The organism is Rhizobium sp. F40D2, assembly GCF_051810745.2.
GTDB lineage: Bacteria > Pseudomonadota > Alphaproteobacteria > Rhizobiales > Rhizobiaceae > Rhizobium.
In genome coordinates, this window is record NZ_CM131436.1 from 3,232,729 (window position 1) to 3,255,801 (window position 23,073).

The following is a 23,073-nucleotide window of genomic DNA, read 5'->3' on the forward strand; positions in this document are numbered from 1 at the left end:
GCCGTACTCTGGCCTCCTGCGGCGGCAAAAGGCTTCAGGTTTGCCGCCGCAAGACCTGACTGCCCTATGCATGCGCCTTGCGATAGGCTGCGACGACAAGCCAGATCGAGGAGAGCAGGAAGTAGAATGCGCCAAAGCCCGCATAAGGCACGATATCGAGGATGGTCGGCGGGGCGGCGCCAAGCGAGCGGCCGATCATGAAGCCGCCGGCAAGGGCAGACTGCGCGCCGCTCAGGATCATTACCCATTGGGCGCCCTCGGTGCGCCAGCGCCTCACACCAGTATAGAGCTGCAACAGACCCGAGAGGATTGCCCAAGCCCCGAACACGGCCAGGACGGCATAGGAGCTCACGCCGAGCGCGACGACGACGGCGAGAGATGTGACCGTGCTGACCGCGACATTCAACGTCTGCGAGGGATTGACCTGCAGGCCGCCATTGGCTCGGGCGTCGACCAGATTGGCGAGCGCGTCCCACGAGGGATAGATCACCAGCAGAAAGGCCGCGGCGCTCGGCTGCCCGGCGAAGGCAATGGCGGCGGCAATCCAGACGACCGAGAATGCGGCGCGTGTGAAATAATAGGATCGCAGCCAGTTGGGCTGGTTCAAAGATTGAACTTGCATCGACAGTTTCCTTGTTTTGCCTACCTACTAGTAGGAAGTTTCCAAGATTGAAGTCAATGCGGCGGGCAGACACCTTCTTGTGACTGAAGAGGAAAGCTCCTGGGCTTGACAATCTGCCTACCAGAAGGTAGGCGACGCTATGAAATCAATGCCTTCGACCTCGGACAAGATCCTCGATATCGCCCAGTCGCTCATCGTGGCGGGCGGCTATAACGGCTTCAGCTATGCCGACATCTCCAACGCGATCGGCATCAGGAAAGCGAGTATCCACCATCATTTTCCGGCCAAGGCCGAGCTGGTCGCGGTGCTGGTCGATCGTTACACCAAGCAGGCGGAGGCGGGTTTGCATTCTCTGCGCGAGCAGGCCGCAAGCCCTGCCGATCAGCTGCGGTTCTACATCGACTACTGGCGTTCATGCATCGAGAACGCTTCGCAGCCTTTCTGCGTCTGCGCGATGCTCGCCAGCGAAATGCAGATGCTGCCCAACGAAGTTGCATCACGAGTCCGCACCCATTTCCGAAATCTCGCGGCATGGCTGACCTCGGTACTGCAGGCCGGAGTAGAGCAGCGCCTGTTCCAACTGGACAAACGGCCGGAAGAGCAGGCCCAGATGCTGATGGCCTCGGTGCACGGAGCTATGCTCTCGGCGAGGGCTCTCGGCGATCCCGGATTGTTCATCGCAATCGTGGGGCCTGAGATTGCGAGGCTGCGGGTCGCATAACGCAGTAGGAGAGTTGCCGCCGAGAGGGGCCTCGAAGGGCAAGGCGGGTGCGCCAAGGCATAGAGGAGCATCCGCGCAGAACTGTCGCGGCGCGATTATTCCCCGCCATCACCAACCAGCGCATCCCGCACGATGGCATAATAGGCGGCAAGCTCGGGGATATCGGCGGCCAGTCTATCGAAGGCCGGATCGGACGGGGCAAGCGTGCCGCCATATTTGGCCTCGATGAAGGCCTGGTGAGCGGCAATTGCTTTCGCATCGGCCTTGTGCACGACAGTGTAGACCGGCGAGGGCACGGTGCGGCCCTTGACGATGATGCGGTCGAGCTCGATGACGATGTAGGTCTCGGCGACCAGCCTTGCGGTTTCTTCGCCGAGCAGCAGTGCCACACCGTAATTCTTCGAGGCGCCTTCGAGGCGGGAGGCGAGGTTGACGCTGTCGCCAAGGCAGGAATAGTCGAAGCGGCGGGTCGAGCCCATATTGCCGACGATGCATTCGCCGGTGTTGATGCCGACGCCCATCTTCAGGACATGCGGCTTGCCGCCACGCGCTGCCGCCTCCCGCTCCAGTTGGGTGTTCAGCCGCGAAATCGCTGTCTGCATGGCAAGCGCGGCGCGCACAGCATGCAGGGCGTGGTCGGGATCGTCGAGCGGCGCGTTCCAGAAGGCCATGATGCAGTCGCCCATATATTTGTCGATCGTACCGCCATGATCCATCACCACGTCGGAGAGCGGCGTCAGCAGCCGGTTGATCAGGCCGGTCAGTTGCTCCGGATCGTCCTTCAGCGTCTCGGCGATGGTGGTGAACCCGCGCACATCGGAGAACAGTACGGAGAGCGTGCGCCGCTCGCCGCCGAGCTTCAGCTGCGAGGGGTCGTTCGACAGGCGCCTGACGAGGTCGGGGGAAATATATTGGGCGAAGGCGCGGATGATCTGGCGCTTATTGCGGCGCTCCTCGGCATAATCGAAGGCGGCCTGGCCGAAGACCACCGAGATATAGGCGACGGTCGGGCCAAGCGGCGAGACGAAGACATGGGCAAGCCGGATGCCGGCAAAGCTGGCGGTCGCGAAGGCGAGGAGGGCCGCTGCACTGGTCACGATCGTCAGCCATCCCGTCGAGCGCCAGACGGTCGTGGCGGCCAGGAGCACCGATATCAGGATGCAGGCAGCAACTGCCGGCAGCCGGGCTTCCGCGATCGACAGGCCAGCGCGGATATTGTCGTAGATCGTCGCTTGGATCTCGACGCCGGAGACGAGTTTGCCGGTGTGGATCGTATAGGGTGTCGCAAAGGCATCGACACCGCGCTTGTCTATCTCTGGCGCATTCTGCAGGCTGAGGCCGACGAGCACGACGCGGTCCCTGAAATAACCCGGCGGCAGCAAGTTCTCGGGATCGAGCGCCTGGTAATAGGAGACCGTGGGGTAGCTGCGGGCCGGGCCAAAGGATTGGATGAGACGGCCAGCCGGCAGGTCTGCGTTTGCTGCTCCCGATGCCGCTTTCATCAGCATGGCAGCAAAACCGTCCTCGTAGCCCGGAATGCGACGAAACATGCCGTCGCCGCTGAGATCGATCGAGGCGATGCCGGTCACGGCACCGGCTTGCGTCAGTTGCGGCAGCGGCGTGGCGCGGATCAGTTGCGAGGCCTGCGGTGTCTCGATCAGCGTTTCGTCGCCGGCCAGCACGACATCCGGGCCGACCGCCTTGGCGATCGCTGCGTCATTGTCGGGGTTCGAGGGTTCGGCCATGATGATGTCGAGGCCGATGACGCGGGCGCCGGCGGCGCGCAGTTGGCTTACAAGCTCGGCATGCAGGCTGCGCGGCCAAGGCCATTGTGCATTGATATCGGAAAGCGAAGGCTCATCGATCGCAACGATGACAGGGCCGCCGGGTGGCGGACGGGGATCGTCGACGGTCGAGAGATAGTCGAAGCTTCTGAGCTCCAGCAATGACCAGGCGGGCAGGCGCGACAGCAGCGAAATGGCGATCAGCACGGCGAGCGACAGCACCAGCAGCCTCAAACGGCGGCTCCCGGTTTGCCTCGCCTGCCGCGGCTTGTCCCGCACCGGCATCAGAAGCGGACTTTGAGCGTGCCCTTGAAGGCGCGACCCCAGCCGGGAACGCCCGGCGTGATCTCGAAGTCCTCGTCGAGCAGGTTATAGGCGGCGGCCTCGAGCGCGATGCGCTTGTCCAGTGGTTCCCAGATCAGATGGGCGTCGAGGGTCCAGTAATCGTCGAGCTTGGTGCCGAGATCGTCGCCGTCGCGCTCGCCGACATAATTGGCGGCAACCGTTGCCTTGACCTTGGCCTCGTCGACCCAAGTCAGCGCGATCTGCCCGGAATTCTTGGGAATGAAGGGCAGGGAGCCGCCGTAATTCGGCTCGAGCGGGTCCTTGTTCTCCGATTCCATATAGGCATAGGTGGCGGAAAGGCCGAAACCAGCACCGAGCGCCAGGTTTGCGGTAACGGCGGCACGGTCGATGCTGCCGCGCGACAGCGGCAGGCTGTCGGCCGCCGGAAGCGAGATCAGCGGAAAATCGATCGAGAAATCATGCAATTCCTGGTGCTGGTATTCGGCCGAGGTGAAGAACCGGTCGGTCCATTCGGCGTCCCATTGCAGCGCCACCGTATCGGCATAACCCTCGATGCCGATCGAATATTGGTTGGCCTGCAATCCGAGGACGCCGATCGGGGCAAGAGTGGGTACGCCGGTGTCGAGGCTCTGGCGCATGAAGGCGGCGCGCAGCCAATGGTTCTGGGCGGGTGTCCAGGCAAGGCCGAAACGTGGTTCCAGGCGGTTGACGTCGACTCCGTCGCCTTCCATATGCGTGCCGAAGAGAGCGTATTCGCCCTTGAGATCGGGCGTGATCTCGTGCAGCACGTCGATGTAGGCGCGGCTGATATTGACGCGGTTGCTGAATGTGTCCGGGCCGGTCGTGGTCTCTGGGATGATCACGACGCGCGGAAAGAGTTCATGCAGGCGAGAAGAGGTGGTCGTGCTGGCATCGATCCAGCCGCCTTCGATGCCGTACCGCCACGTCAGCGGTCCGCTGCCGATGGAATGGCTGAGCGCGCCGATATAGGTTTTTGAAGACAGATCCTCGGTCCCGTCCAGGAATGGAATGATGTCGGGATCGCGCAGGCCGAGAACCGGCGCATCGTCGACCTGAAGAGAGGTGGACATCCGCGACTTGCTTTCCGAATAGAGGAAGGCGCCGTTCAAGATGTTTTCGTAGCCGAAGGTATGGCTCCAGCCGAGGCCGGCATTGGTTGTTTCGCTGACAATGCGCCGATAATTGTATTCCGAAGAGACTTCAGTTGGAATCCCGAAGCCCAGGATGTTGAGGAAGTCGGTCAGTGACGAGCCTTGCGTCAGTGCGTTCAGCGTTCCATCGTTTTTGGCATGATTGACATAGGCCACCATGCGATCGTCAGGCGTCACCGTTGCCGTCAGATAGCCATTGCCGCCGACGAGCTTGTTGTCGGTCTGGAAGCCGCCGAAATCGCGATAGTCGCCATCGAGCGCCAGTTCTTCCCAGGTCAGGTTGCCATAGAAGCTGAGTGGGATCGTCTCGTTCGAGAAACCCTGGATTTCAGCCTCGCCGATACCCCTCGTATGGCCGTCGACGCTGTTGATGCCGCCGCCCAGCGAGCCTTCGATGAACGGCGTGCGCAGCAGCGTTGCCGACCGAGAGCGGCCGGAGAGCATGTGCGGATCAAGCAGCAAGCCCTGAATGAAGGCTGAATAGCTCGATGCGTTGCCACGGTTCTGGATGACATTGTCGTCGCTGAAGCTCGTTGCGTTGACGTAAGGGAAGATGCTGCCCTTGATCGACTGGTCGATATAGCCGCTGCCTTCGAAGGGGCTGAAGACCGCGTCCCCGTAATAGCGGCCCCAGGCATCCAGACCCTGCAGGCGAAAAGCGTTGTTCAGCGTCGAGCCGGCATCCTGATTGGCGCCAAGGGCGCTGTAGTCGCCGCCGCGGGCGCGCGAGCGGCGCAGAAATTCCTGCGCGTTGCGGATCGCGCCGTCGGCGTCGTAATCGTCGATATCGACGGCGGTGCGGAAGGAGGAGATGACCGGATCGTTCTTATCGAGCCTGTCGGCATTGTCGACCGCCTGCTCGGAGGGGATGCGGTCGCCCTTTTCGTAATGGGCTGCGGCGAGCATCAGCTGCGATTGCGAATGGGCGGGATTGGCGGTGCTGGCGGCCAGCAGGTCCTCCAGCGCCTTGTCGCGCTCGCCGGTCTGCAGGTAATAGCGGCCGCGGGCGAGGAGGGCGATGTCGAAGGAGGGATCGGCGGCGAGCGCCGCATCGATCTCGCGCTTGGCCTCCTTCATGCGCGATTGGTCGAGATAGAGGATGGCAAGATTGGCGTGGGGGACGGGATCCTGCGGATCGAGGGCGATCGCCCTCAGGAAGGCGGCCTCGGCCTCGCGATTGGCATCGCGGGCGCTCTGCAGCAGGCCCATCGAGTTCAACGATCCCGAAGCTCCCGGCGCAAGTTCGATGGCACGGTTCAGATCGGCGAGCGCCCCGTTGATATCGCTTTCGTAGCTCGCCTTGTAGGAGGCGCGTGCGGCAAGGGCGATCGGATGGTTGGGATCGAGCGCGAGCGCGCGGTTTACCGCCTCCTGCATCTGGGCGCGGTCATCGATCAGCTGCGCCAGCTGGGCGCGGATCGCAGGAAGGGTGGGATCATCCGGATAACGCTTTTCCGCATCCTTGATCAGATCGACGGAGGCGCGGGGATTTTTGAGGAAACCCGCCGTATAGGCCTGCATGATCGCGCCATAGGGGCCGACAGCCGATGATGGCGGCTTTTCGACATGGGCTGGGTCGGCAAGCGAGCGGGCGAAATAGCCGCCATATTGCGCCATGTTCCGGCGGGCCGGATCGAGATGTGGCAATGCCGCCGCAAACAGCCTTGCGGCTTCGTCGTAGCGTTTTTCAGAACCGGCGATCGTAGCATCGATCAAGTCGACGCGCGCCTTCTGGAGGGTCGTCAGCTTGCGCCGGCGAACCTCCTGAAGCGTCTCTGCGGCGACCTGCCGGCCGTCGAAGGCGCTCTGCACTTCGGCAAGCTCCAACCAGTCCTCGGTGGTGCGACGTTCCGGCGGCAAGGCCAGCAGCCGGCGGCGCTCGTCGGCCATGCGGCCTGCCGGCAGCGGCGAAGTCGGCATCAGGCCGAAGCCGTCGCGAAGGTTCAGATAGAACAGCATCTGCTCGCGGTCGTCGGGCGTGACGATCACCAGCTTGCGCGGTGCTTGGCCGATGGTGGCGACCGCCCCTTCGCCCTCGTTCACCTCGACGCTGCCCTGCGGGTTGCTAAGCGCCACGCGGCCTTCGAGCACGATCATCGAGGTTTTGCTGCCCTCGACGGTCATCGTCCAATCGGTGCCGCGGATGGCGGCTGCGGCTGCAGGGGTTTCGACCGTCAGGCCTTGGCCGCCGCGCTCGGCGCGCGCCCAAATCGTTCCCGATTGCAGCTCCAGTGTCGTGTCGCCGCTTGCCGCCATCTTCTTGACCTGCAGCGATGAATTGCGGCCGAGGCGAACCTGGGTGTGATCGGAAAAGACGATGGCGAGCTGGCCGTTGGCGTTGGTGCGCAGCACGTCGCCGGTCAGGAGATCCTGATTGATATCGACGACACGCCAAGTCGACACGTCGATGAAGCGAACCTCTTCGCCGGTCTTGCGGGCGATGACGGAACCGGCGACCGGTGTTGCACGCTGTACCGGCTCGGCCATTGCCGACGGCGCGAAACCGGGCAAAGCAAGCGAAAGCGCCATCCCCGCGCGACAGATGTTCTTGGAATAACCCCGCATGACCCAGACCCCATCCCCACTTCCCGTTTGTCCGTGTAGAGTGGAAAAGTCAAGCGCATTGCACACGTGTTCTTGCTTTCGCCGTCAAGTGTAATATCAGGGAAACACTTGGGGATGGAGTATTCACGTGAGCGAATTCGAAACTGCAACTGAGGTTATGCTAAGCCAGCCGACGAGCGCGGATATCGGCGTCGAGTATTTCGACCATATCAAGAAAATCAATGATATATTTTACGATCAGGTCAAGATATCCGATCAGAAGGCCGCCTATATCTTCACATTTATGCTGGCCTTCCTGGTGAGTTCCAGCGAGGTGAGGGCGGTCTTCAGCCCGGCGCGTTATATCACCGGCACGTCAGGCAGCATGCTGTTTTCGGGCCTGCTTGCCGCAGCCTCGGTCTTCTCCATCCTGTCGGCGATCCTCGTCGTCCTGCCTCGCCGTTTGGATAGCTCGACCTCGCTGTTCTGGGGCGCTTGGCAGAACCACCGCGAGCTGTTCTTCGACGCGGCAATCAGGCGCGACGAACGCTATCTCTTCGACCAATATCTCGAAAACGCCAATATCCTGTCCGCCATCGCCCGCAGCAAATATCGCTGCGTGACCTTTGCGTTTCGTGGCTTGATGGTGAGCGTGATTGCCTATGTGCTGCTGTTGGTGGCGGTGTGAGGCGTGGGTGCTGCTTTGAGCTTTTCAGCCGGCTGAGGCCGGCGTTAGCGCCAGCGAAACCATGAAGACGGGCGCGCCGAAGCGCGCCCGACCGTTTTTAATCCTCGACCTCAACGATCAGCTCAAGCTCGATCGGCACGCCGAGCGGGAGGCTGGCGACGCCGAGCACGACGCGGCCGGAGAGCTTTTCCTCGCCGAAGACCTGGAGCAGCATTTCCGACGCTCCGTCCGCGACCTTCGGATGGTCGCGGAAATCGCCTTCGGTGGCGATATAGACGCCGAGCTTGACGACCTTTGCGACCCTGTCCAGCGAGCCGAGATAGTCCTTTGCGGCTGCAAGTGCGCTGAGTGTCGCCGTTTCGGCGGCCTTCCGACCGTCTTCGACCGTCAGTGCGCCACCGACGCGGCCGACATAGCGCGGCTCGCGGTTGATAACCGGCAACATGCCGCTGAAGAAGACCAGCTTGCCTGATCTGACCGCCTCGACATAGGCCCCCAGCGGTGTCGGCGGCGGGGGAAGGGTGATGCCGAGTTCGTGCAGCCGCCGTTCTGCGCCGGCTGCCTGTGCTTGCGGGTGATTTACCATTTGCCCAGATGTGCGCCGCCGTCGACGTGCAGCACCTCCCCGGTTACGCGCGGAGCTTCGGTCAGATAGACGACCGCATCGACGACTTCCCCAACATTGGAAATGCCAGCCATTGGCGACAGCGTGCTGAGGAAGTCCTTCGGATTGTCCTTGTGCAATGGCGTATCGACGACACCGGGAGCCACCGTGTTGACGCGGATTCCCTCGCTTGCATATTCCATCGCCAGGTTCTTGGAGATCGCGTCGATGCCTCCCTTGGTCATCATGGCGACCGAAGCCGAGAAACCGGCGATCGGATGGTCGATCAGCGGGGTGGTGATGCTGACGATGCTGCCGCCGGACTTCTGGGCGAGCATCTGCCGGACGACCAGCTGGGTCAGGTGGATGAAGCCTTCGAGGTTGGTCGAGGACAGCTTGCGGAAGTCGGTTATGGTGTAATCGACGAACGGTTTGCTGAAGAAAATGCCGGCATTGTTGACGAGGGCATCGATCGAGCCGAACCGGTCGATCGCGGTCTGTGCGATCCGCGCCGCGGTTTCGGCATCGCCGATGTCACCGTCGACGAGCGCCAGTCTTTCCGAAGCCAGCAAGGCATCCGAGGCGCTGACCTGGCGCGAGGTGGCGACGACATTATAGCCGCGCTCGATGAAGCCGTTGACGAGCCCGGCTCCGATACCCTGGGAGGCGCCCGTGACGATGACAGTCTTTGCGGTAGTCATGTTGAACTCCATAATTCGGTCGGGCAACGGAGGGCTTGCGCTTGCGAAGGCCGGGTCGCTCGAGATGGGGCGGCTGCGAATGCGCCTCCATCGGGTTGTGATTGTTTTCGCAAGGTGAATATGGCGAAATCTCCATTCCTCGATTAGATGGAAATATCTGGATTCTCTTTTGCATCTATGCAAAAATCGCGGCATGGCGGACCTGAACGACATCGCGGTTTTCGTGACGGTGGCGCGGTATGGCAGCTTCAGCCGCGCCGCCCATTCTCTCGGCATGCCGGTCTCGACCGTCAGCCGCAAGGTGACGTCGCTGGAGGAGCAACTCGGCGTGACGCTGCTGCAGCGCACGACCCGCAAGCTCAGCCTGACCGCGCAGGGCAGCGCCTATTTCGATCAGTGCAGCGAGCCGCTCGCCCATCTTATCGACGCCGAGCAGGCACTGACGGAAACGCAGAGAAAACCGCAAGGCTTGCTGAAGATCTCCGTGCCCGTCATCTTCGGGCAGGAGGTTTTCTACGAATTCGTTTCGGCGTTCCTGAAGACCTATCCCGAAATCCGGATCGATCTCTTCGTCACCAACCTGTTCCTCGATCTGATCGCCGAGAATATCGATCTCGGCATCCGCTTCGGCGAGCTCAAGGATTCCTCGATCGTCGCGCAGCGGCTCGGAAAGAGCGTGCGCTATCTGGTCGCCGCGCCGGACTATATGAAGGGCAGGGCGCTTCCCTCAAAGCCCGAAGACCTGAAGGATCACCAGTGCGTGCTGCTGAACGGCCGCAACGGCGAAGCGGAATGGCATCTCGTCAGCGGTCGCAAATCGATCCGCCAGCAGGTGTCGGGGCAGGTATCGAGCCGGGATTTCGAGGCGGTGAGCGCCTTCACCTATCGCGGACACGGCATCGGCCTGCTGCCTTCCACCTATTGCGACGATCAGATCGGAAGAGGTGAGCTCATCCGCCTGTTGCCGGACTGGTCGTCCGAGGAGATATTCGTGCATGCGGTCTATCCGACACGCCGCTTCCTGCCCTTGCGCCTGCAGATCTTTCTTGAGGCGCTGAAGGCGTGGAAGACCCCCTTGTGGCTTCCCTTGCATTGAGGCACCCAATGCCTTCACCGAAAATTGAAGCCGCGCCCGCGGGCCGGCGTCCCTGGTCGATCAAGCTGTGTTAGAGTTCGCTGGCTTGGATGGCGCGGGGATTTGCCGATGCTGACGACAGTTGCGGTGCTCATGGGTCTTTCCGGCCTCGTCCCGGCAGCGCAGGCGGGAACAAACGAGGTCGACGTCAGCCTCGTGCTTGCCGTCGACACCTCGCGGTCGATGGATTTCGAAGAGATCGGCATTCAGCGCGAGGGCTATGTCGAGGCGCTCAAGCATAAGGAATTCCTGGATGCGGTGAAGGGCGGCCTGACCGGTCGCATTGCCATCAGCTATTTCGAATGGGCAGGCTATGTCGTCCAGGATTCGGTGATCGACTGGCAGGTGATCGAGACGGAAGGGGACGCGATCGCCTTTGCCGGCAAGATCGAAGCCCGGCCGATCGCCACGCGACGGCGCACTTCGATATCCACGGCGATTGGCCAGGGCGCCAGCATGATCATCACCAGCCCGTTTCAGGGCAGGCGGGAGGTGATCGACGTCTCCGGCGACGGCCCGAACAACTCCGGCAATCCGGTTATACCGGCGCGCGACAAGGCGGTCGAAGCCGGCATGATCATCAACGGCCTTGCCATCATGCTGCGGCCCTCCGATGCCCCCAATGGGCTCGACACATATTATGCCGACTGTGTGATCGGCGGCCCTGGCGCCTTCGTGCTGCCGGTCCACAAGGTCGAGGATTTCGCCGTTGCCGTGCGCCGCAAGCTGGTGCTGGAGATCAGCGGCCTTTCCCCGCTGGCAACGGTGCAGAGAATTGTCGGGGCTGGGCCGGCGACAGACTGCATGGTTGGAGAAAAGCAGTGGCGGGATTTTTTCGATCGGTGAGGGGGTGGCTTGCCGGCGCTTTCGCTCGGGGTGAAGCGAGAGACAATGAAAGACGTGACGTGAGGGGGCCACACGGCACGTCCTCCATTGTCCTTCGCCTCGCCTTGAGCGGCAAGCGAAAGGCGAGCGGACTGCACTATTATTGAGAGGGAACACAGACGCGACGAGCGTCTGCGTCCGCTACCGCCATCTACAGCGGCAGCTCCCTGCCGGCCCGTTCGCTGACCATGTATTCGGCGTACCAGTCCGGCCAGTTCTCGTCGTGTTTGCCGCCGTTGCGTTTTTCGTGCTCGCCGTGGGCGGTGGCCGCGCGGCGAAGCGCTGATGCAAGGTCGCTCGAGGTCGCAAAGGCCGTCTCGTCGGCGTCGATGCGTCCGGGCAAGCGCTGAGTGACTTCCTGGAACAGCCAGCCGTTGCCGTCGGGATCCTTGAAGGAGGCGAAGGAGCGATAGCTGCGGTGATCGGGATCACGGCCGGCAAGCCTCAGCCGTCCGAAGAGATAGGGTTCGTCCTTGCCGGCATAGACCCCGGCAGCGTCATGGAACACGTCGCTGACCTCGACGCCGCGGGCGATGAGATCGCGGCGGGCGGCCTCGATGTCGGAGACGATGAGGTAGAGCCCCTGGGCGGAGCCGGGTGCGGCCGCGGTGATGTTCTTGCCGAAAATGATCGCGCAGCCGGAGCCGGGCGGGGTAAACTGGATCACCCGGAAATCGGCATCATTGGCGAAGTCGGCGTCCAGCCGCCAGCCCAAGCCGTCGTAAAAACGTTTGGCGCGGTCGACGTCGGAAACGGGGATGACGACCACTTCGAGCTTGGTGTCGACCGGCCGTGTTTTTGGATTTTCGATAGGGGGTTCACTGCGCATTGCATTGCTCATCTTCAGCTCCTTGGAGTTCTGGATGCGTTAAGAATGGCGATACATGTCGGGGTCGAGTGGACCACAGCGCGGCGAGGGCGTCGAATCAATTATTCTGTCGGAATTGACCTAATGAAAACGGCGGGATCGGTCCCGCCGCCTCGGTTCGAGGATCAGCCTTGCTACGCGGCAAGTGCGGCGCGTGTCTTGCCGATGGTCAGCGCGGCTTTTGCGGCCTCCCGCCCTTTCTCGACGAAGTGTGCCCGGTAGATCTGCTTGTGGTGGTCGGTTTCCTGATATTGGTGCGGCGTCAGCGAAACCGACAGGACCGGCACGCCGGTATCCATGCCGGCGCGCATCAGCCCGTCGACCACGGCCTGGGCGACAAATTCATGGCGGTAAATTCCGCCGTCGACGACGAAAGCGGCGGCAACCACGGCGGCATAGCGCCCGGTTGCGGCGAGATCGCGTGAAAGCAGCGGCATTTCGAAGGCGCCGGGAACATCGAACACATCGACCTGCTCGGGCGGCACGAGCTGGTAGAAGCCGTCAAGGGCGCGGTCGACGATGTCGGCGTGCCAGCTGGCTTTGATAAAGGCGTAGCGGGTGGGTGTCATGGCAATCTCCTTTGGCGAACAGACACATCACCCAAGGCGATCACGAACGTCCCCGACAGCCGCAAGGGCGGCAGGAACGCACGTTCTCTTTCATCCGGACTATGACCGTCGGCTCAGGCATCTCACCTGATCTGCTGACCCTTCCTTAAGAAGGCGCTCGCGGGCTCGCAATCGAAACTGCATACCGCCGGTAGGGACTTTCACCCCGCCCTGAGAACGGCGGGGACAATAGGGGCAAGGCGGCGGGTTGGCAATAGGACGAAATGCTTTCTGCAATGTGCAAGGAGCAGCGGCTACCTGTGCCCGCAATATGAGGATGACGCCCCGACCGCCCTTGCTGAACGTACACGTTTGCCTACATGCTTCCGATGAGGACACCCAATCTACACAGCATGACACGCTGATCCCGCCTGAGGCGAGGGCCAGCCATGACAGCCATGGGAGAGAGACATGCAAGATCCCCTCGTCGTTCACCGCGAGGCGCATATCGCGGCGCCGCCGGCCGCGGTGTTTGCGCTGATGACCGACCCGGAAAAGATTCTGCGCTGGATGGGAACTGAGGCTCAGGTCGAGCCGCAGCCGGGCGGGCTCTATCTCGTCAACGTCACCGGCGCTCGGTTTGCGCGCGGTTCGTTTCGCGAGGTGGTGCCGGTTCATCGCCTTGCCTATAGCTTCGGCTGGGACGGCAGCGAGGTGGTGCCGCCGGGGTCCAGTCTGGTCGAGATCGACCTGATCGAGCAAGGAGGCGGAACGCTGCTGCGACTGACCCATAGCGGCCTGCCGAGCGCCGATCAATGCGCCGGCCATGCGGAAGGCTGGGCGCATTACCTCGGACGACTGACCGAGGTCGCCGCCGGGCGCGATCCCGGTCCGGACAGTTTTCACGGCAGAACATGAACGATTTTTTACGGGCAGCGGGCGCCCGCAAGCGCTTGACGCCGCGGGAAAAGCGGTGCGGCGACACCCCGATCGGGCGTCCGAAAACGCCCGTTTTTCTCGTCTAAACATGAACGTGCAGTTCATCTCCAGTTCAATTTGGCGGCCATAAGGTCAGGGCGGCTGGATGAAATGGAGTTTTCGATGAAGGCACTTTCTATCGCGGCTGCCTTGCTCGCTGGCAGCCTCTCGATCGGTACGGCTGAGGCGATGCCGATGGGGACAATCAATGTCCAGAGCAAAGTCACAAGCGATGTCACGAAGGTCGACTATGCGTGCGGCCGCGGCTGGCATCTGACCCGCTGGGGCGAATGCCGGCCGAATTGGCGACGCCCGCCGCCGGTGGCATTTTACGGTGGCCCGCCGCGTTGGGGCTGGGAGCGACGCCACCGCGATTGGGACGGACCGCGCTGGGGCCATGAGCGGCGCTGGGATCGTGACCGTCGCTGGCGGGATGACCACTAAAGGCCTTGGTTAAAGCATGTCGCGCAAAAGTGTGCAGCGGTTTTGCGGCAACGACATGCGGAAAACAAAGACCTAAAGCGCAAGGAGTGAATCTGAAAGATCGCGACGCGCTTTAGAGGCAAGTTAACGAGGGCCGGTGCGAAGTTTCGCCCGGCCTTTTCCTATGAAATTTCCGCAGCCCCTGGGTCAGATCCTGCTGACGAGCCAGTGCTTGTCGTCGATCAGTTCCGCGAGTTCGATGGGATCCTTGACGCCGAATTCGAACCATTCGACGAGTTCCTTTGCCTTGCGGCTGCTTTCCTCCGCCGTCAGCTCGACCTGATACCTTTCGCACCACCGCCGAAGGATCGACGTCAGCAGCGTCATGTCATTCCCATCCAGCGGATCTTTCGGCCAGAATATCGTGCCCATCGTACCCCTCAATCACACGATGACGAACGGCCGCATAATGAAATCAAAACGGCGCAAGTTTAAAGCGTTATTTTTCGCTTTTCCCCGTGATGGAAGATTCGCGACAGGAATTGTCTGCGCAGGAATGGCTCAAGGTGTCGACAGGCTCCAGAAGGCATCCTTGCGGACGTCCCGGGGCGGTGTCATGTTGCAGCATGGATCTGCCCTCTCCCCTTGCCTGGCTGGTTGACGAGGCCGGTGCCGCGCCCGGTCCCGAACGGTTTCTGGCCGAGCTCGGGCGCCGGCTTTTGGCTGAAGGCCTGCCGCTGTCGGGCGGCGCGCTGACGCTATCGGTGCCGCATCCGATCATCGCGCGGCGCACTTGGCTGTGGCGGGCTGAAACCGGGGCCGTCATCGAGGCGTTGGCCTTTGCCGCCACTCCGCAAAGCGAAGCCGGGCGCGAGTGGCTGGCCGGGCTCGGGCCGGTGTGGGAGACGAGGATCGGGCCTGCACAGGATGATCAGGCATCGGACGGCCCGCTGCTCGGCTGGGCGGGGGTTGCCAACGGGGAAGGGGGCAGCGCAATCGGCCCGGCCGCGATCAGCCTGCTGCGCGAGGTCGCGCGTTTTGCCGCTGCGCCGCTTGCCGCACTTGCTGCGCGGGAGGCGCGGGCCGCGCTCCTCGAAGCCTATCTCGGTCGGCGCAGTGCGGCCCGGGTGCAGGCCGGCGCGCTAGCCCGCGGCACCGGTGAGACCATCCGCGCTGCTCTTCTTTGCGCCGATCTCCGCGATTTTACCGCGCTTTCCGAGGTGACCGAACCTCACCAGATGATCACCGCTCTGGACGCCTATTTCGACCGCGTCGCAGGCGCCGTGCACGCCTTCGGCGGCGAGGTGCTGAAATTCATCGGTGACGGCGTGCTGGCGATCTTTCCGGTGACGGCGGCTTCCGGCGGAGCAATCGAAGGAGACCGCGAGGCCTGCGAGGCCGCATTGCGGGCAGTCGCCGCCAGCCGCGCCGGCATGGTTCATCTCGACCAAGTGCGCCAGGCGCAAGGGCTGGCGCCGTTGCCGTTCGGCGCGGCGCTGCATTTCGGCGAGATCCTGTGGGGCAATATCGGCGCGGCCGACCGGCTGGACTTTACCGCAATCGGCCCCGCGGTCAATCTGGTCAGCCGGCTGGAAGGGCTCTGCAAGCCGCTCGGCCGAACTGTACTGGTTTCCGGCGCGGTGGCGGCCAACACGGCGACGCCCTTGATGCCGCTCGGAGAGCACACCCTGCGCGGCATCGCCGACCCCTGCGCGGTCTTCACCCTGCGGGAAGATTGAGCCTGCGGGCAGGCGCATCACTTTTGCAAAGAAATATTTGCAAAGATATGTTTGCAAATATATGCTTGAAGCATGAAACATCCGCAGCCTAAATCTTCCGCAGATGCCGTCGCCTCCCGCACCGTCAGCCGCGTCGTGCCCGAACCGACCGCGCTGAAGGCGCTGGCCCATCCCGTCCGGCTGCGCATGCTCGGCATGCTGAGGATCGATGGGCCTGCCACGGCGACGCAGCTTGCCGCGCGGCTGGGCTTGAACAGCGGTGCGACGAGCTATCATCTGCGCCAGCTTGCCCAATATGGCTTCATCGAGGAGGCGCCGCATGCCTCACGACGCGACCGTTGGTGGCGCGCCAGCCATGAGCTGACCTCGGTGCCGCCGAGCGAAGCCGAGGGGGAGGCGCTCGATCTCGACCTCGCATTCAACCAGGCGGCACTCTCGCTGCAGGTCGGCCAGATGCAGCAGGCGCTGGAGGAATATGCCGAACTGCCGACGGAGTGGCGCAAGGCGACGGCTGCCGATGACATCATTATTCCGATGACGGCTGATCAGGCCGAGGCTCTGACGAAACGGCTGACCGACATCATCCTGGAAGCGATGCGGGCGGCCCCGCCGCTGGGCGAGGCGGCGTCTCGGAATTCCGACATGGTTCCTTTTTATGTCATGCTGCACGCCTTCCCCTATCCGGGCCGCCTTCCGCATCGCGAAGGGGAGGAGGAGCGGTGAGGAGGGCCAGGCCTTTCCTGGCGCTCGCCGCAGCCGAGACATGTTCGCTTTCCGGCACGCGGCTGTCGACCATCGCTATTCCCTGGCTGGTGCTGAGCACGACGGGCAGTCCTGTCCTGACCGGCGTCACGGCGATGCTGGAGATGCTGCCCTATGTCGTTGCCAAGGCGCTCGGCGGGCCGCTGATCGACCGCGTCGGCGCCAAGCGTATCGCCATCATCTGCGATACCGCCTCGGTTGCCGTGGTCGGGCTGGTGCCGCTGCTCGACTTTTTCGGCCTGCTCGGCATGCCGGTGCTGCTGCCTGTCGTCTTTGCCATGGGCGTGTTGCGTGGGCCTTCCGACGCCGCCAAGCAGGCGATGGTTCCCGATATCGCCAGGCTCGCGAATGTGCCGCTCGAACGGGTGACCGGCGTCGCCAGCGCCATCGAGCGGCTTGCCTCGACGGCGGGTGCGGCCGGCGCCGGCGCGCTGATCGGCCTGATCGGCTCGGGCCAGGCGCTCCTCGTCAATGCCGCCACCTTCGCCGCCGCCGCGCTGATCGTCGCCGTCGGCATCCCCGGCATGCGGCGCACGCCGGAGCTATCCGGCGCGCCCGGCGCTCGACCGGCCGAGAGGGCTTCTTATCTCGACGATCTCCGTGAAGGCTGGCGCTTTCTGCGCGGCGATGCGGTGCTCGTCAGCATCGTCGTCATGGTGGCGATCACCAATCTGCTGGACCAGGCTTATCATGCGGTGCTGCTGCCTGTCTGGACACGTGATTCCGGCCACGGCCCGGAACTGCTGGGAGCGATGTTTGCGGCATTCACCGGCGCGTCGATCGCAGGTGCGGCGATTGCCGCAGCAATCGGCGAGCGGATGCCGCGCCTGATGGTCTATACCGTGGCGTTCCTGTTGACCGGCTTTCCGCGTTTTCTCGTTGTTGCGATGGATGCGCCGCTCGGCCTTGTCTTTACGACCCTGGCCATCGGAGGATTCGCCTCGGGCTTCCTCAACCCTATCCTGTCGGCTGTTATCTTCGAGCGCATCCCCAAGCGGCTGACCGGTCGAGTCATCGCAATGAACACCGCCCTCTGCTTCGCCCTCATTCCCTTCGGCGGCCTTGTCGGCGGCGCGCTGGTCAGCACGATCGGTCTTGCCGCGGCGCTGTTGCTCACCGGGTTTGCCTATCTCGTCGCCACTCTCTTTCCTCTTGCCCTGAAAAGTTTCCGCGGTCTCGACAGGGCGGTTGCCGATGCCGGCGCTTCCGTATCAAGGCGATGAGCGCGCGTCCGATCTATCGTGCTCCAACGCCTCGACCATCAGATCGACAAAACGGTGGATGCGCGGTTCCAGCAGGCGCTTGTCGGGATAGAGCGTGACGATCTTGGCGTCATCGGCTTCCAGGTCGGGCAGGACCTGCCGGAGACGCCCGGCGGCGAGATCGCCGGCGATGAGAAAATCGGGCAGGAGCGCGATGCCCAATCCCGCCAGGGCAGCGTCGCGGATCGCCTCGCCGTTGTCGAGCCTCAGGCGGCTGCGCCCCTGCGCCTTGATCCAGGCACCGCCCTTGCCGCGAAAACGCCAGCCTTGCCTTTGATTGCGGTTGGCGAAAATCAGGCAGTCGTGGGCTGCGAGATCGTCGATTTCGCGTGGCTCGCCGTTCGCGGCGAGATAGGACGGCGAGGCGCAGAGGCGCGTCTTGTAGGTGGCGATCACCCGCGAGACCAGCCGCGTATCCGACGCCGCGGCGCCGATCCGGATCGCCAGATCGAAGCCGTCCTCGATGATGTCGGCGAGGTGATCGGTAAAGCTCACCTCGACCTGGATGTCGGGCCAGGCCCGAAGATATTTTTCCAGCAGGGGCAGCACGACGAGCCGGCCGAAGGCATCGGGTACAGTCAGTCTGAGAAGGCCGCGCGGCATGCCGCTCTGGCCTCCCAGACTCGCTTCCGCCTCGTCGACCGATGCAAGGATCTGCAGGCCGCGCTCGTAGAATACCCGCCCTTCATCGGTCAGGCTCAGCGTTCTCGTCGTGCGGTTGAGCAGACGTGCGCCGAGCCGGTCTTCCAGCCGGATGACGGCCTTTCCCGCCGCCGAGCGGGAAAGGCCCATGGCCTGGCCGCCGGCGATAAAACTTCCGGCATTGACGACGGCCATGAAGATCAGGATATCGTTCAGGTTCGTGCGCGGCATCAGGCAACTCGAGCGGTTCGGTCCCAGCCATAAGTCGGTCAGTCATGCAACCGATTCAAGGCTTGGACCATCAACGCTCACGGCGGCAGTAAGGTCCCGACGCTTCGCTGCTGGGGTGCTGAAGCCGGGCTACAGCATATCGCCGAGGCTCCAATGGTTGTTCCATCGGGCGTCGATCTCGTCGTCGACATTCTGATATCTGATGTCGGTGGAGAGGCGCAGCCGCCGGCTGCTGTCCTGGTTGGTGGTCGAGGCGTGGATCATGTAGGGCGAGTGGAGCACAACGTCGCCGGCCTCATAATCGGCGGCGAGCCAGCGGGTGTCGAAGCGCTCCGCCATATCGGGAAGATCCTTCGACACCCAGCCGCCTTCCGTCATGTGGCTGTTATAGGCGCTGATCCGCTCTTCAGGCGAAAGATCGCCGCTTGCGGCCTGGAACTTCGCTTCCATCTTGACTCCAAGCGCGTGCGAACCTTCGAGGTAGACGAGGCCGCCCATCTCGGCAGGGATATCGCCGATCGGGATCCAGGCCGTCACCAGGCGACTGGTGCCGCCGCGGAGATAGACGAGATCGTAGTGAGCGGGTGTGGCCGTCGGCGTTCCCGGCTTGGTGAAACGCATGATCTTCCGCTTGTGCAGATAGGAGATGCCCTGCAGGAAATCATCCATGAAGCGGGTGAGCGGCGGCTGCGCGCAAAAACCTTCATAGGCGGCGGAGCGGACAAGCGACATCAGCCGCCGGTCTGCCAGGCTCCAGTCGAAGCTGGCTGCCGACGCAATCCCTTGCGAAAAATCGCTGCCGGGCTCGACCAGTCCTGTCACCGCGAGGCGTTCGAACACCCAGCCACGGAAATCAATGACATCGGCCCGCGGCAGAAGACCTTTCAGCCAGACATAGCCGTCGTTCTGGTAGCGGCGGCGGATGGCGTCGACGCCGATGGCGGGATCGGTCGGCGTGAGCCAGCCGATCCGCTCCGCAGCCAAGGTTTTGCTATGGGCGGCAAGGGGAAATTCCGGTGTTCGGGCCTGCATGGCTTCAGCAGCAATCGACATTTCAGCCTTCCCCAGCTTGAATTGAGTTGCCTTTAATTATCTGATCTGCAGGACTAACCGACATAGAGGAAATTGGCAGCTGGACTTTTCGCTCATCATGAGAGAGGCCGAGGCCATTTACAGGACGCCGCTTGGCGCGGCCGGCGGATTGGCGGTCACCGGAAGCGGCAGGCAGCATGCACGCCACGCGGTGACCGACCGGAAACTTCCGAGTTTCGCCGTCGTGCTGGTGGAGCGCGGGCAGGGCTGGCTGGAGACCGCCGCCAGCGGCCGCCTCAGCCTGACCGGGCCTGCCCTGTTCTGGCTGTTTCCCAACCGCGCGCATTCCTACGCTCCCGACGAAGACGGCTGGGACGAGCGCTGGGCGCTTTTCGAAGGATCCTTTACGCGGGACTTCGTCCGGCTGAGGATCATTGCCGAGCGGCATCCCATCGTGGCCTTGCATCGCCTCGATGACGTGGCGCGGCTCTTCGGGACGCTCCACGCCGATCTGCTTGACGATACCCACTTGGGACAGGCGTCGGCGGCATTGATGCTGCACCGCATCGTCATATCAGCCGCCAGACAGGCAATTGGAGCGGCAGATCGACGCCAGGAAAAGCCCGACATGGCCGTGATCGTGGAAACGCTACGGCGGCGGGCGATGCAACCGCTCGACCTTGCCGCCTTTGCCGCCGAGCACGGGTTGTCTCCGGCAACATTGCGCCGGCGGTTCACGCTTGAAACGGGACTGCCGCCCAAGGCATTTCAGCTTCGGGCGCGCATGGACCATGCCAAACAGCTGTTGGCAACCACCGACGAAAAAATCGAGACGGTTGCCGCCATGATCGGTCTGGATGACCCATTTTATTTTTCACGGGCCTTCCACGAGCGCGAGGGCTGCAGTCCTCGCGAATTCCGCGCCAGATACAGGCGAATGTGAGCGCCCGGTGCTTTGCCCGGAGCGTCAGCGCCAGCCAAGCGCCGGGGCGACGTGGGTCAGAATTGCCTCGATGACATGGGCATTGTAGGCGACGCCGAGCTGGTTGGGGACAGTGAGCAGCAGCGTGTCGGCCTCGGCGATCGCCTGGTCTTCGGCAAGCTGCCTGATCAGAATGTCGGGCTCGGCGGCATAGCTGCGGCCGAAGATCGCCCGGGTCTTCTCGTCGATGAAACCGATCTTGTCGTCTTCGTCGTTGCCATAGCCAAAATAGGCGCGGTCGCGATCGTCGACCAGTGCGAAGATGCTGCGGCTGACCGAGACGCGCGGCTGGCGCGCGTGGCCGGCCGCCTTCCAGGCCTCACGGTAAGCGCGGATCTGATCGGCCTGCTGGACGTGGAACGGCTCTCCCGTTTCGTCATCCTTCAGCGTCGAACTCTGCAGGTTCATGCCGAGTTTCGCCGCCCAGACAGCGGTGGCATTGGAGCTTGCGCCCCACCAGATCCGCTCGCGCAGCCCCTCGGAATGCGGCTCGAGACGCAGGAGGCCGGGCGGGTTCGGAAACATCGGCCGTGGGTTGGGCTTGGCAAAACCTTCGCCACGAAGGGCCTCAAGAAAGACTTCGGCGTGGCGGCGGGCCATCTCGGCCTCGTCCTGACCTTCCGATGGCGCATAGCCGAAATGACGCCAGCCATCGATCACCTGCTCGGGCGAACCGCGGCTGATGCCGAGCTGCAGCCGGCCGCCGGCGATGAGGTCGGCGGCACCCGCATCCTCGGCCATATAGAGCGGGTTCTCGTAGCGCATGTCGATGACGGCGGTGCCGATCTCGATCCGGCTGGTTCTCGCGCCGACGGCCGATAGTAGCGGGAAGGGGCGGCGAGCTGGCGGGCGAAATGATGCACACGAAAATACGCCCCGTCAGCACCGAGCTCTTCGGCCGCCATGGCAAGGTCGATAGACTGCAGCAGCGCATCGGCTGCCGAGCGCGTCTGCGATTGAGGCGAGGGCGTCCAGTGCCCAAACGAGAGGAAACCGATCTTCTTCATGTTGATGTCGCACCCTGAGCTGTTGCGCCTGTGGTCGATGGGTCATGACACAATTCCGGCCTGGAAGACAATCGGAACCGGCAGGGTGCGGCGCATCGGCGCCGGTACATTGCCGTTGTAATGAGGTTCCCCTTCATGCTTCGGCCTGCTGCGCTTTGCCCGCACCACCACATGGCCTGCTCGGCCTATGAATACCGGGCGCTGGCATCAGGCGCGATGAGCTTTGCCGAGCTCAAACCCTGGCATCACGCCGCCGGCGTGCTGATCCACCGCGACGCCAGCGGCTACGGCGCGTTGCTCACCCGCGAAACCAATCGACCGGCGATGACCAGGGGAAGGTTGCTGCTGGCACCGGATGCGGCAAGCTGGGAGATGATCCAGCGGATTTTTGTCGAGGGGTGATATCGGTCGCGGCTCGGCGTGATGCTGCTCAAGCGGAAGAAGAGGCAATCGCGGTAAATGCCGGAGACGGAGTCGGTTTCGCGATGGCGGCGGGGTTTGCGTTTGTTATGATGCGGCGGACGGCGAAGGGGGCGGGAGCCTCCGTGCCATGCCCTTGCGCGCCTTCTCGTCCTTGATCGCGGGCCGTGACATTGCAGCCGAGAGGCTTGGAACATGCGCTACACGTTTGCCATAGGCGATATTCACGGCTGCATCGATCCGCTCGACAGCATCATCGATCGCATCGAGACGTACGTTTCCAAGGGGACTGTGGTTTTCCTTGGCGACTATATCGATCGCGGGCCTGACAGCAGAGGTGTCCTCGACCGGCTCATTGCCGGTCCGTCCGACCCGTGGCGCTGGATCTGCTTGAAAGGCAATCATGAGGACATGATGGTCGCGGCGTATGCCGATAGCGACGACAGAGCCGTGTGGCTCGGCAACGGCGGGCTTGAAACCGAGATTTCATTTGGAGGCCGGGTTCTGCCCCAGCATCTGCAATGGGCGACCGAACGTCCGCTCATGCATGTCGATCGGCACCGCATCTTCGTTCATGCCGGCGTCGATCCCGCATTTCCGCTGGAACGGCAGACCAAGCGCGATCTTCTCTGGCTACGGTTCCCGTCCGGTGAGTCCAGCGACTATTGGGGCAAACATCTGGTCCACGGCCACACTCCCTCACTGTCCAACCCGGCTACGACAGGAAACCGCACCAATATCGATAGCGGCTGCGTCTTCGGCGGCAAGCTTTCCTGTGCGGTGTTCGACGACGAGGTTGCCGGCGGGCCGATCGACTTTATCGAGGTGAGGGCATGAACCTGGTCGCGTCGGTGAAGGTGTAAAGCCAGCGACGGCGGAGCGGAGCAGTGCGCCGAGGGATCTATCGCCCCGCCAGCAGAAGGTCTGGCGAGAACGCACTCAATCTCCGTCATTTCTATCCCTCGGGATAAAGCCCGAGGGCAGGATGACGGAGGAGAGATGTCGCGGCGTTGGCAC

At 63.0% G+C, this 23,073-nt stretch carries 21 protein-coding genes, 2 pseudogenes and 1 riboswitch; of the genes and pseudogenes, 12 read left to right on the top strand and 11 right to left on the bottom strand.

Going from position 1 to position 23,073, the window contains the following annotated elements; translation table 11 throughout:
• Positions 1-64: 64 nt before the first annotated feature.
• On the bottom strand, positions 65-622 hold the full coding sequence (locus tag ACS4RS_RS15475) for a DUF308 domain-containing protein (RefSeq protein WP_439010267.1): 558 nt from the start codon (positions 620-622) through the stop codon (positions 65-67).
• 139 nt (positions 623-761) lie between these two features.
• Between ACS4RS_RS15475 and ACS4RS_RS15480 the strand changes: the two genes are divergently transcribed.
• Positions 762-1,343 (top strand): TetR family transcriptional regulator C-terminal domain-containing protein, encoded by a 582-nt coding sequence (locus ACS4RS_RS15480; RefSeq protein ID WP_439010266.1) that lies wholly within the window; start codon positions 762-764, stop codon positions 1,341-1,343.
• Positions 1,344-1,438: 95 nt separating this feature from the next.
• Here the strand turns inward: ACS4RS_RS15480 and ACS4RS_RS15485 are convergent, their stop codons facing one another.
• Together ACS4RS_RS15485 and ACS4RS_RS15490 are read right to left on the bottom strand one after the other, a co-directional pair.
• Positions 1,439-3,412, bottom strand: a complete 1,974-nt coding sequence (locus ACS4RS_RS15485) for a CHASE2 domain-containing protein (RefSeq protein WP_439010265.1) — start codon at positions 3,410-3,412, stop codon at positions 1,439-1,441.
• Entirely contained in the window at positions 3,412-7,170 is a 3,759-nt protein-coding gene (locus ACS4RS_RS15490) for a FecR domain-containing protein (RefSeq protein ID WP_439010264.1), read from the bottom strand. Before ACS4RS_RS15490 ends, ACS4RS_RS15485 begins: the two co-directional genes overlap by 1 nt.
• A 127-nt stretch (positions 7,171-7,297) precedes the next feature.
• Here ACS4RS_RS15490 and ACS4RS_RS15495 point away from each other — a divergent pair, with 127 nt between their 5' ends.
• Positions 7,298-7,837 carry a Pycsar system effector family protein gene (locus tag ACS4RS_RS15495; protein ID WP_003593591.1) on the top strand — a complete coding sequence of 180 codons (540 nt, stop codon included), beginning with the start codon at positions 7,298-7,300 and terminating at the stop codon, positions 7,835-7,837.
• A gap of 97 nt (positions 7,838-7,934) precedes the next feature.
• Here the strand turns inward: ACS4RS_RS15495 and ACS4RS_RS15500 are convergent, their stop codons facing one another.
• Together ACS4RS_RS15500 and ACS4RS_RS15505 are read right to left on the bottom strand one after the other, a co-directional pair.
• Positions 7,935-8,423 carry a RidA family protein gene (locus tag ACS4RS_RS15500; RefSeq protein ID WP_439010263.1) on the bottom strand — a complete coding sequence of 163 codons (489 nt, stop codon included), beginning with the start codon at positions 8,421-8,423 and terminating at the stop codon, positions 7,935-7,937.
• On the bottom strand, positions 8,417-9,142 hold the full coding sequence (locus tag ACS4RS_RS15505; RefSeq protein ID WP_439010262.1) for an SDR family oxidoreductase: 726 nt from the start codon (positions 9,140-9,142) through the stop codon (positions 8,417-8,419). Before ACS4RS_RS15505 ends, ACS4RS_RS15500 begins: the two co-directional genes overlap by 7 nt.
• Positions 9,143-9,335: 193 nt before the next feature.
• Between ACS4RS_RS15505 and ACS4RS_RS15510 the strand changes: the two genes are divergently transcribed.
• Both ACS4RS_RS15510 and ACS4RS_RS15515 read left to right on the top strand, forming a co-directional pair.
• The gene (locus ACS4RS_RS15510) at positions 9,336-10,238 is read left to right on the top strand and encodes a LysR substrate-binding domain-containing protein (RefSeq protein ID WP_439010261.1); all 903 of its coding nucleotides are present in this window, start codon (positions 9,336-9,338) and stop codon (positions 10,236-10,238) included.
• A 108-nt stretch (positions 10,239-10,346) separates the two neighbouring features.
• On the top strand, positions 10,347-11,123 hold the full coding sequence (locus ACS4RS_RS15515; protein ID WP_439010260.1) for a DUF1194 domain-containing protein: 777 nt from the start codon (positions 10,347-10,349) through the stop codon (positions 11,121-11,123).
• Between the two features lie 190 nt (positions 11,124-11,313).
• Here ACS4RS_RS15515 and ACS4RS_RS15520 read toward each other — a convergent pair whose 3' ends face one another.
• Entirely contained in the window at positions 11,314-12,003 is a 690-nt protein-coding gene (locus tag ACS4RS_RS15520) for a VOC family protein (protein ID WP_449313716.1), read from the bottom strand.
• Positions 12,004-12,164: 161 nt separating this feature from the next.
• Positions 12,165-12,599, bottom strand: coding sequence for a 6,7-dimethyl-8-ribityllumazine synthase (locus ACS4RS_RS15525; protein ID WP_012558171.1), 435 nt, complete (start codon positions 12,597-12,599; stop codon positions 12,165-12,167).
• A gap of 78 nt (positions 12,600-12,677) precedes the next feature.
• A riboswitch (FMN riboswitch) is annotated at positions 12,678-12,821 on the bottom strand.
• 228 nt (positions 12,822-13,049) lie between these two features.
• Between ACS4RS_RS15525 and ACS4RS_RS15530 the strand changes: the two genes are divergently transcribed.
• Complete coding sequence (locus tag ACS4RS_RS15530) at positions 13,050-13,496, top strand: SRPBCC family protein (RefSeq protein ID WP_003593603.1); 447 nt, start codon at positions 13,050-13,052, stop codon at positions 13,494-13,496.
• Between the two features lie 183 nt (positions 13,497-13,679).
• Entirely contained in the window at positions 13,680-14,000 is a 321-nt protein-coding gene (locus ACS4RS_RS15535; RefSeq protein WP_439010259.1) for a GCG_CRPN prefix-to-repeats domain-containing protein, read from the top strand.
• 186 nt (positions 14,001-14,186) lie between these two features.
• Here the strand turns inward: ACS4RS_RS15535 and ACS4RS_RS15540 are convergent, their stop codons facing one another.
• Positions 14,187-14,411: a hypothetical protein gene (locus ACS4RS_RS15540; RefSeq protein ID WP_003593606.1), complete on the bottom strand. Its 225-nt coding sequence runs from the start codon at positions 14,409-14,411 to the stop codon at positions 14,187-14,189.
• 194 nt (positions 14,412-14,605) lie between these two features.
• Here ACS4RS_RS15540 and ACS4RS_RS15545 point away from each other — a divergent pair, with 194 nt between their 5' ends.
• The 3 genes from ACS4RS_RS15545 to ACS4RS_RS15555 all read left to right on the top strand — a co-directional run bounded on the left by ACS4RS_RS15545 (position 14,606) and on the right by ACS4RS_RS15555 (position 17,703).
• A complete protein-coding gene (locus ACS4RS_RS15545) occupies positions 14,606-15,718 on the top strand; it encodes an adenylate/guanylate cyclase domain-containing protein (RefSeq protein WP_439010258.1) in 1,113 nt (370 codons plus the stop codon).
• A 72-nt stretch (positions 15,719-15,790) separates the two neighbouring features.
• Positions 15,791-16,441: a helix-turn-helix domain-containing protein gene (locus tag ACS4RS_RS15550; RefSeq protein ID WP_439010257.1), complete on the top strand. Its 651-nt coding sequence runs from the start codon at positions 15,791-15,793 to the stop codon at positions 16,439-16,441.
• Positions 16,438-17,703 carry an MFS transporter gene (locus tag ACS4RS_RS15555; protein WP_449313717.1) on the top strand — a complete coding sequence of 422 codons (1,266 nt, stop codon included), beginning with the start codon at positions 16,438-16,440 and terminating at the stop codon, positions 17,701-17,703. The genes ACS4RS_RS15550 and ACS4RS_RS15555 overlap by 4 nt, the downstream gene beginning before the upstream one ends.
• Here the strand turns inward: ACS4RS_RS15555 and ACS4RS_RS15560 are convergent.
• Complete coding sequence (locus ACS4RS_RS15560) at positions 17,692-18,615, bottom strand: LysR substrate-binding domain-containing protein (RefSeq protein WP_439010256.1); 924 nt, start codon at positions 18,613-18,615, stop codon at positions 17,692-17,694. The two genes, ACS4RS_RS15555 and ACS4RS_RS15560, sit on opposite strands and share 12 nt — an antisense overlap.
• A 129-nt stretch (positions 18,616-18,744) precedes the next feature.
• On the bottom strand, positions 18,745-19,668 hold the full coding sequence (locus ACS4RS_RS15565) for a phytanoyl-CoA dioxygenase family protein (protein WP_439010255.1): 924 nt from the start codon (positions 19,666-19,668) through the stop codon (positions 18,745-18,747).
• Positions 19,669-19,765: 97 nt separating this feature from the next.
• On the opposite strand from ACS4RS_RS15565, the gene ACS4RS_RS15570 reads away from it, so the two are divergent.
• Positions 19,766-20,590, top strand: coding sequence for an AraC family transcriptional regulator (locus tag ACS4RS_RS15570; RefSeq protein ID WP_449313718.1), 825 nt, complete (start codon positions 19,766-19,768; stop codon positions 20,588-20,590).
• 24 nt (positions 20,591-20,614) lie between these two features.
• Here the strand turns inward: ACS4RS_RS15570 and ACS4RS_RS15575 are convergent.
• Positions 20,615-21,636: pseudogene (locus ACS4RS_RS15575) on the bottom strand (LLM class flavin-dependent oxidoreductase).
• Between the two features lie 145 nt (positions 21,637-21,781).
• Here ACS4RS_RS15575 and ACS4RS_RS15580 point away from each other — a divergent pair.
• Positions 21,782-22,038 (top strand): annotated as a pseudogene (locus ACS4RS_RS15580) (inositol monophosphatase family protein); the annotation flags it as partial.
• Between the two features lie 213 nt (positions 22,039-22,251).
• Entirely contained in the window at positions 22,252-22,893 is a 642-nt protein-coding gene (locus ACS4RS_RS15585) for a metallophosphoesterase (RefSeq protein ID WP_439010252.1), read from the top strand.
• The last annotated feature ends 180 nt before the right edge of the window (positions 22,894-23,073 follow it).

What these genes read in the sequence shown, in the direction of transcription:
- ACS4RS_RS15540 (WP_003593606.1), bottom strand. Translation starts at nt 14,411, where the DNA reads ATGGGCACGATATTCTGGCCGAAAGATCCGCTGGATGGGAATGACATG.
- ACS4RS_RS15545 (WP_439010258.1), top strand. Translation starts at nt 14,606, where the DNA reads ATGGATCTGCCCTCTCCCCTTGCCTGGCTGGTTGACGAGGCCGGTGCC.
- ACS4RS_RS15515 (WP_439010260.1), top strand. Translation starts at nt 10,347, where the DNA reads ATGCTGACGACAGTTGCGGTGCTCATGGGTCTTTCCGGCCTCGTCCCG.
- ACS4RS_RS15475 (WP_439010267.1), bottom strand. Translation starts at nt 622, where the DNA reads ATGCAAGTTCAATCTTTGAACCAGCCCAACTGGCTGCGATCCTATTAT.
- ACS4RS_RS15565 (WP_439010255.1), bottom strand. Translation starts at nt 19,668, where the DNA reads ATGTCGATTGCTGCTGAAGCCATGCAGGCCCGAACACCGGAATTTCCC.
- ACS4RS_RS15485 (WP_439010265.1), bottom strand. Translation starts at nt 3,412, where the DNA reads ATGCCGGTGCGGGACAAGCCGCGGCAGGCGAGGCAAACCGGGAGCCGC.
- ACS4RS_RS15510 (WP_439010261.1), top strand. Translation starts at nt 9,336, where the DNA reads ATGGCGGACCTGAACGACATCGCGGTTTTCGTGACGGTGGCGCGGTAT.
- ACS4RS_RS15550 (WP_439010257.1), top strand. Translation starts at nt 15,791, where the DNA reads ATGAAACATCCGCAGCCTAAATCTTCCGCAGATGCCGTCGCCTCCCGC.
- ACS4RS_RS15560 (WP_439010256.1), bottom strand. Translation starts at nt 18,615, where the DNA reads ATGCCGCGCACGAACCTGAACGATATCCTGATCTTCATGGCCGTCGTC.
- ACS4RS_RS15505 (WP_439010262.1), bottom strand. Translation starts at nt 9,142, where the DNA reads ATGACTACCGCAAAGACTGTCATCGTCACGGGCGCCTCCCAGGGTATC.
- ACS4RS_RS15490 (WP_439010264.1), bottom strand. Translation starts at nt 7,170, where the DNA reads ATGCGGGGTTATTCCAAGAACATCTGTCGCGCGGGGATGGCGCTTTCG.
- ACS4RS_RS15585 (WP_439010252.1), top strand. Translation starts at nt 22,252, where the DNA reads ATGCGCTACACGTTTGCCATAGGCGATATTCACGGCTGCATCGATCCG.
- ACS4RS_RS15570 (WP_449313718.1), top strand. Translation starts at nt 19,766, where the DNA reads ATGAGAGAGGCCGAGGCCATTTACAGGACGCCGCTTGGCGCGGCCGGC.
- ACS4RS_RS15480 (WP_439010266.1), top strand. Translation starts at nt 762, where the DNA reads ATGAAATCAATGCCTTCGACCTCGGACAAGATCCTCGATATCGCCCAG.
- ACS4RS_RS15520 (WP_449313716.1), bottom strand. Translation starts at nt 12,003, where the DNA reads ATGAGCAATGCAATGCGCAGTGAACCCCCTATCGAAAATCCAAAAACA.
- ACS4RS_RS15500 (WP_439010263.1), bottom strand. Translation starts at nt 8,423, where the DNA reads ATGGTAAATCACCCGCAAGCACAGGCAGCCGGCGCAGAACGGCGGCTG.
- ACS4RS_RS15525 (WP_012558171.1), bottom strand. Translation starts at nt 12,599, where the DNA reads ATGACACCCACCCGCTACGCCTTTATCAAAGCCAGCTGGCACGCCGAC.
- ACS4RS_RS15535 (WP_439010259.1), top strand. Translation starts at nt 13,680, where the DNA reads ATGAAGGCACTTTCTATCGCGGCTGCCTTGCTCGCTGGCAGCCTCTCG.
- ACS4RS_RS15530 (WP_003593603.1), top strand. Translation starts at nt 13,050, where the DNA reads ATGCAAGATCCCCTCGTCGTTCACCGCGAGGCGCATATCGCGGCGCCG.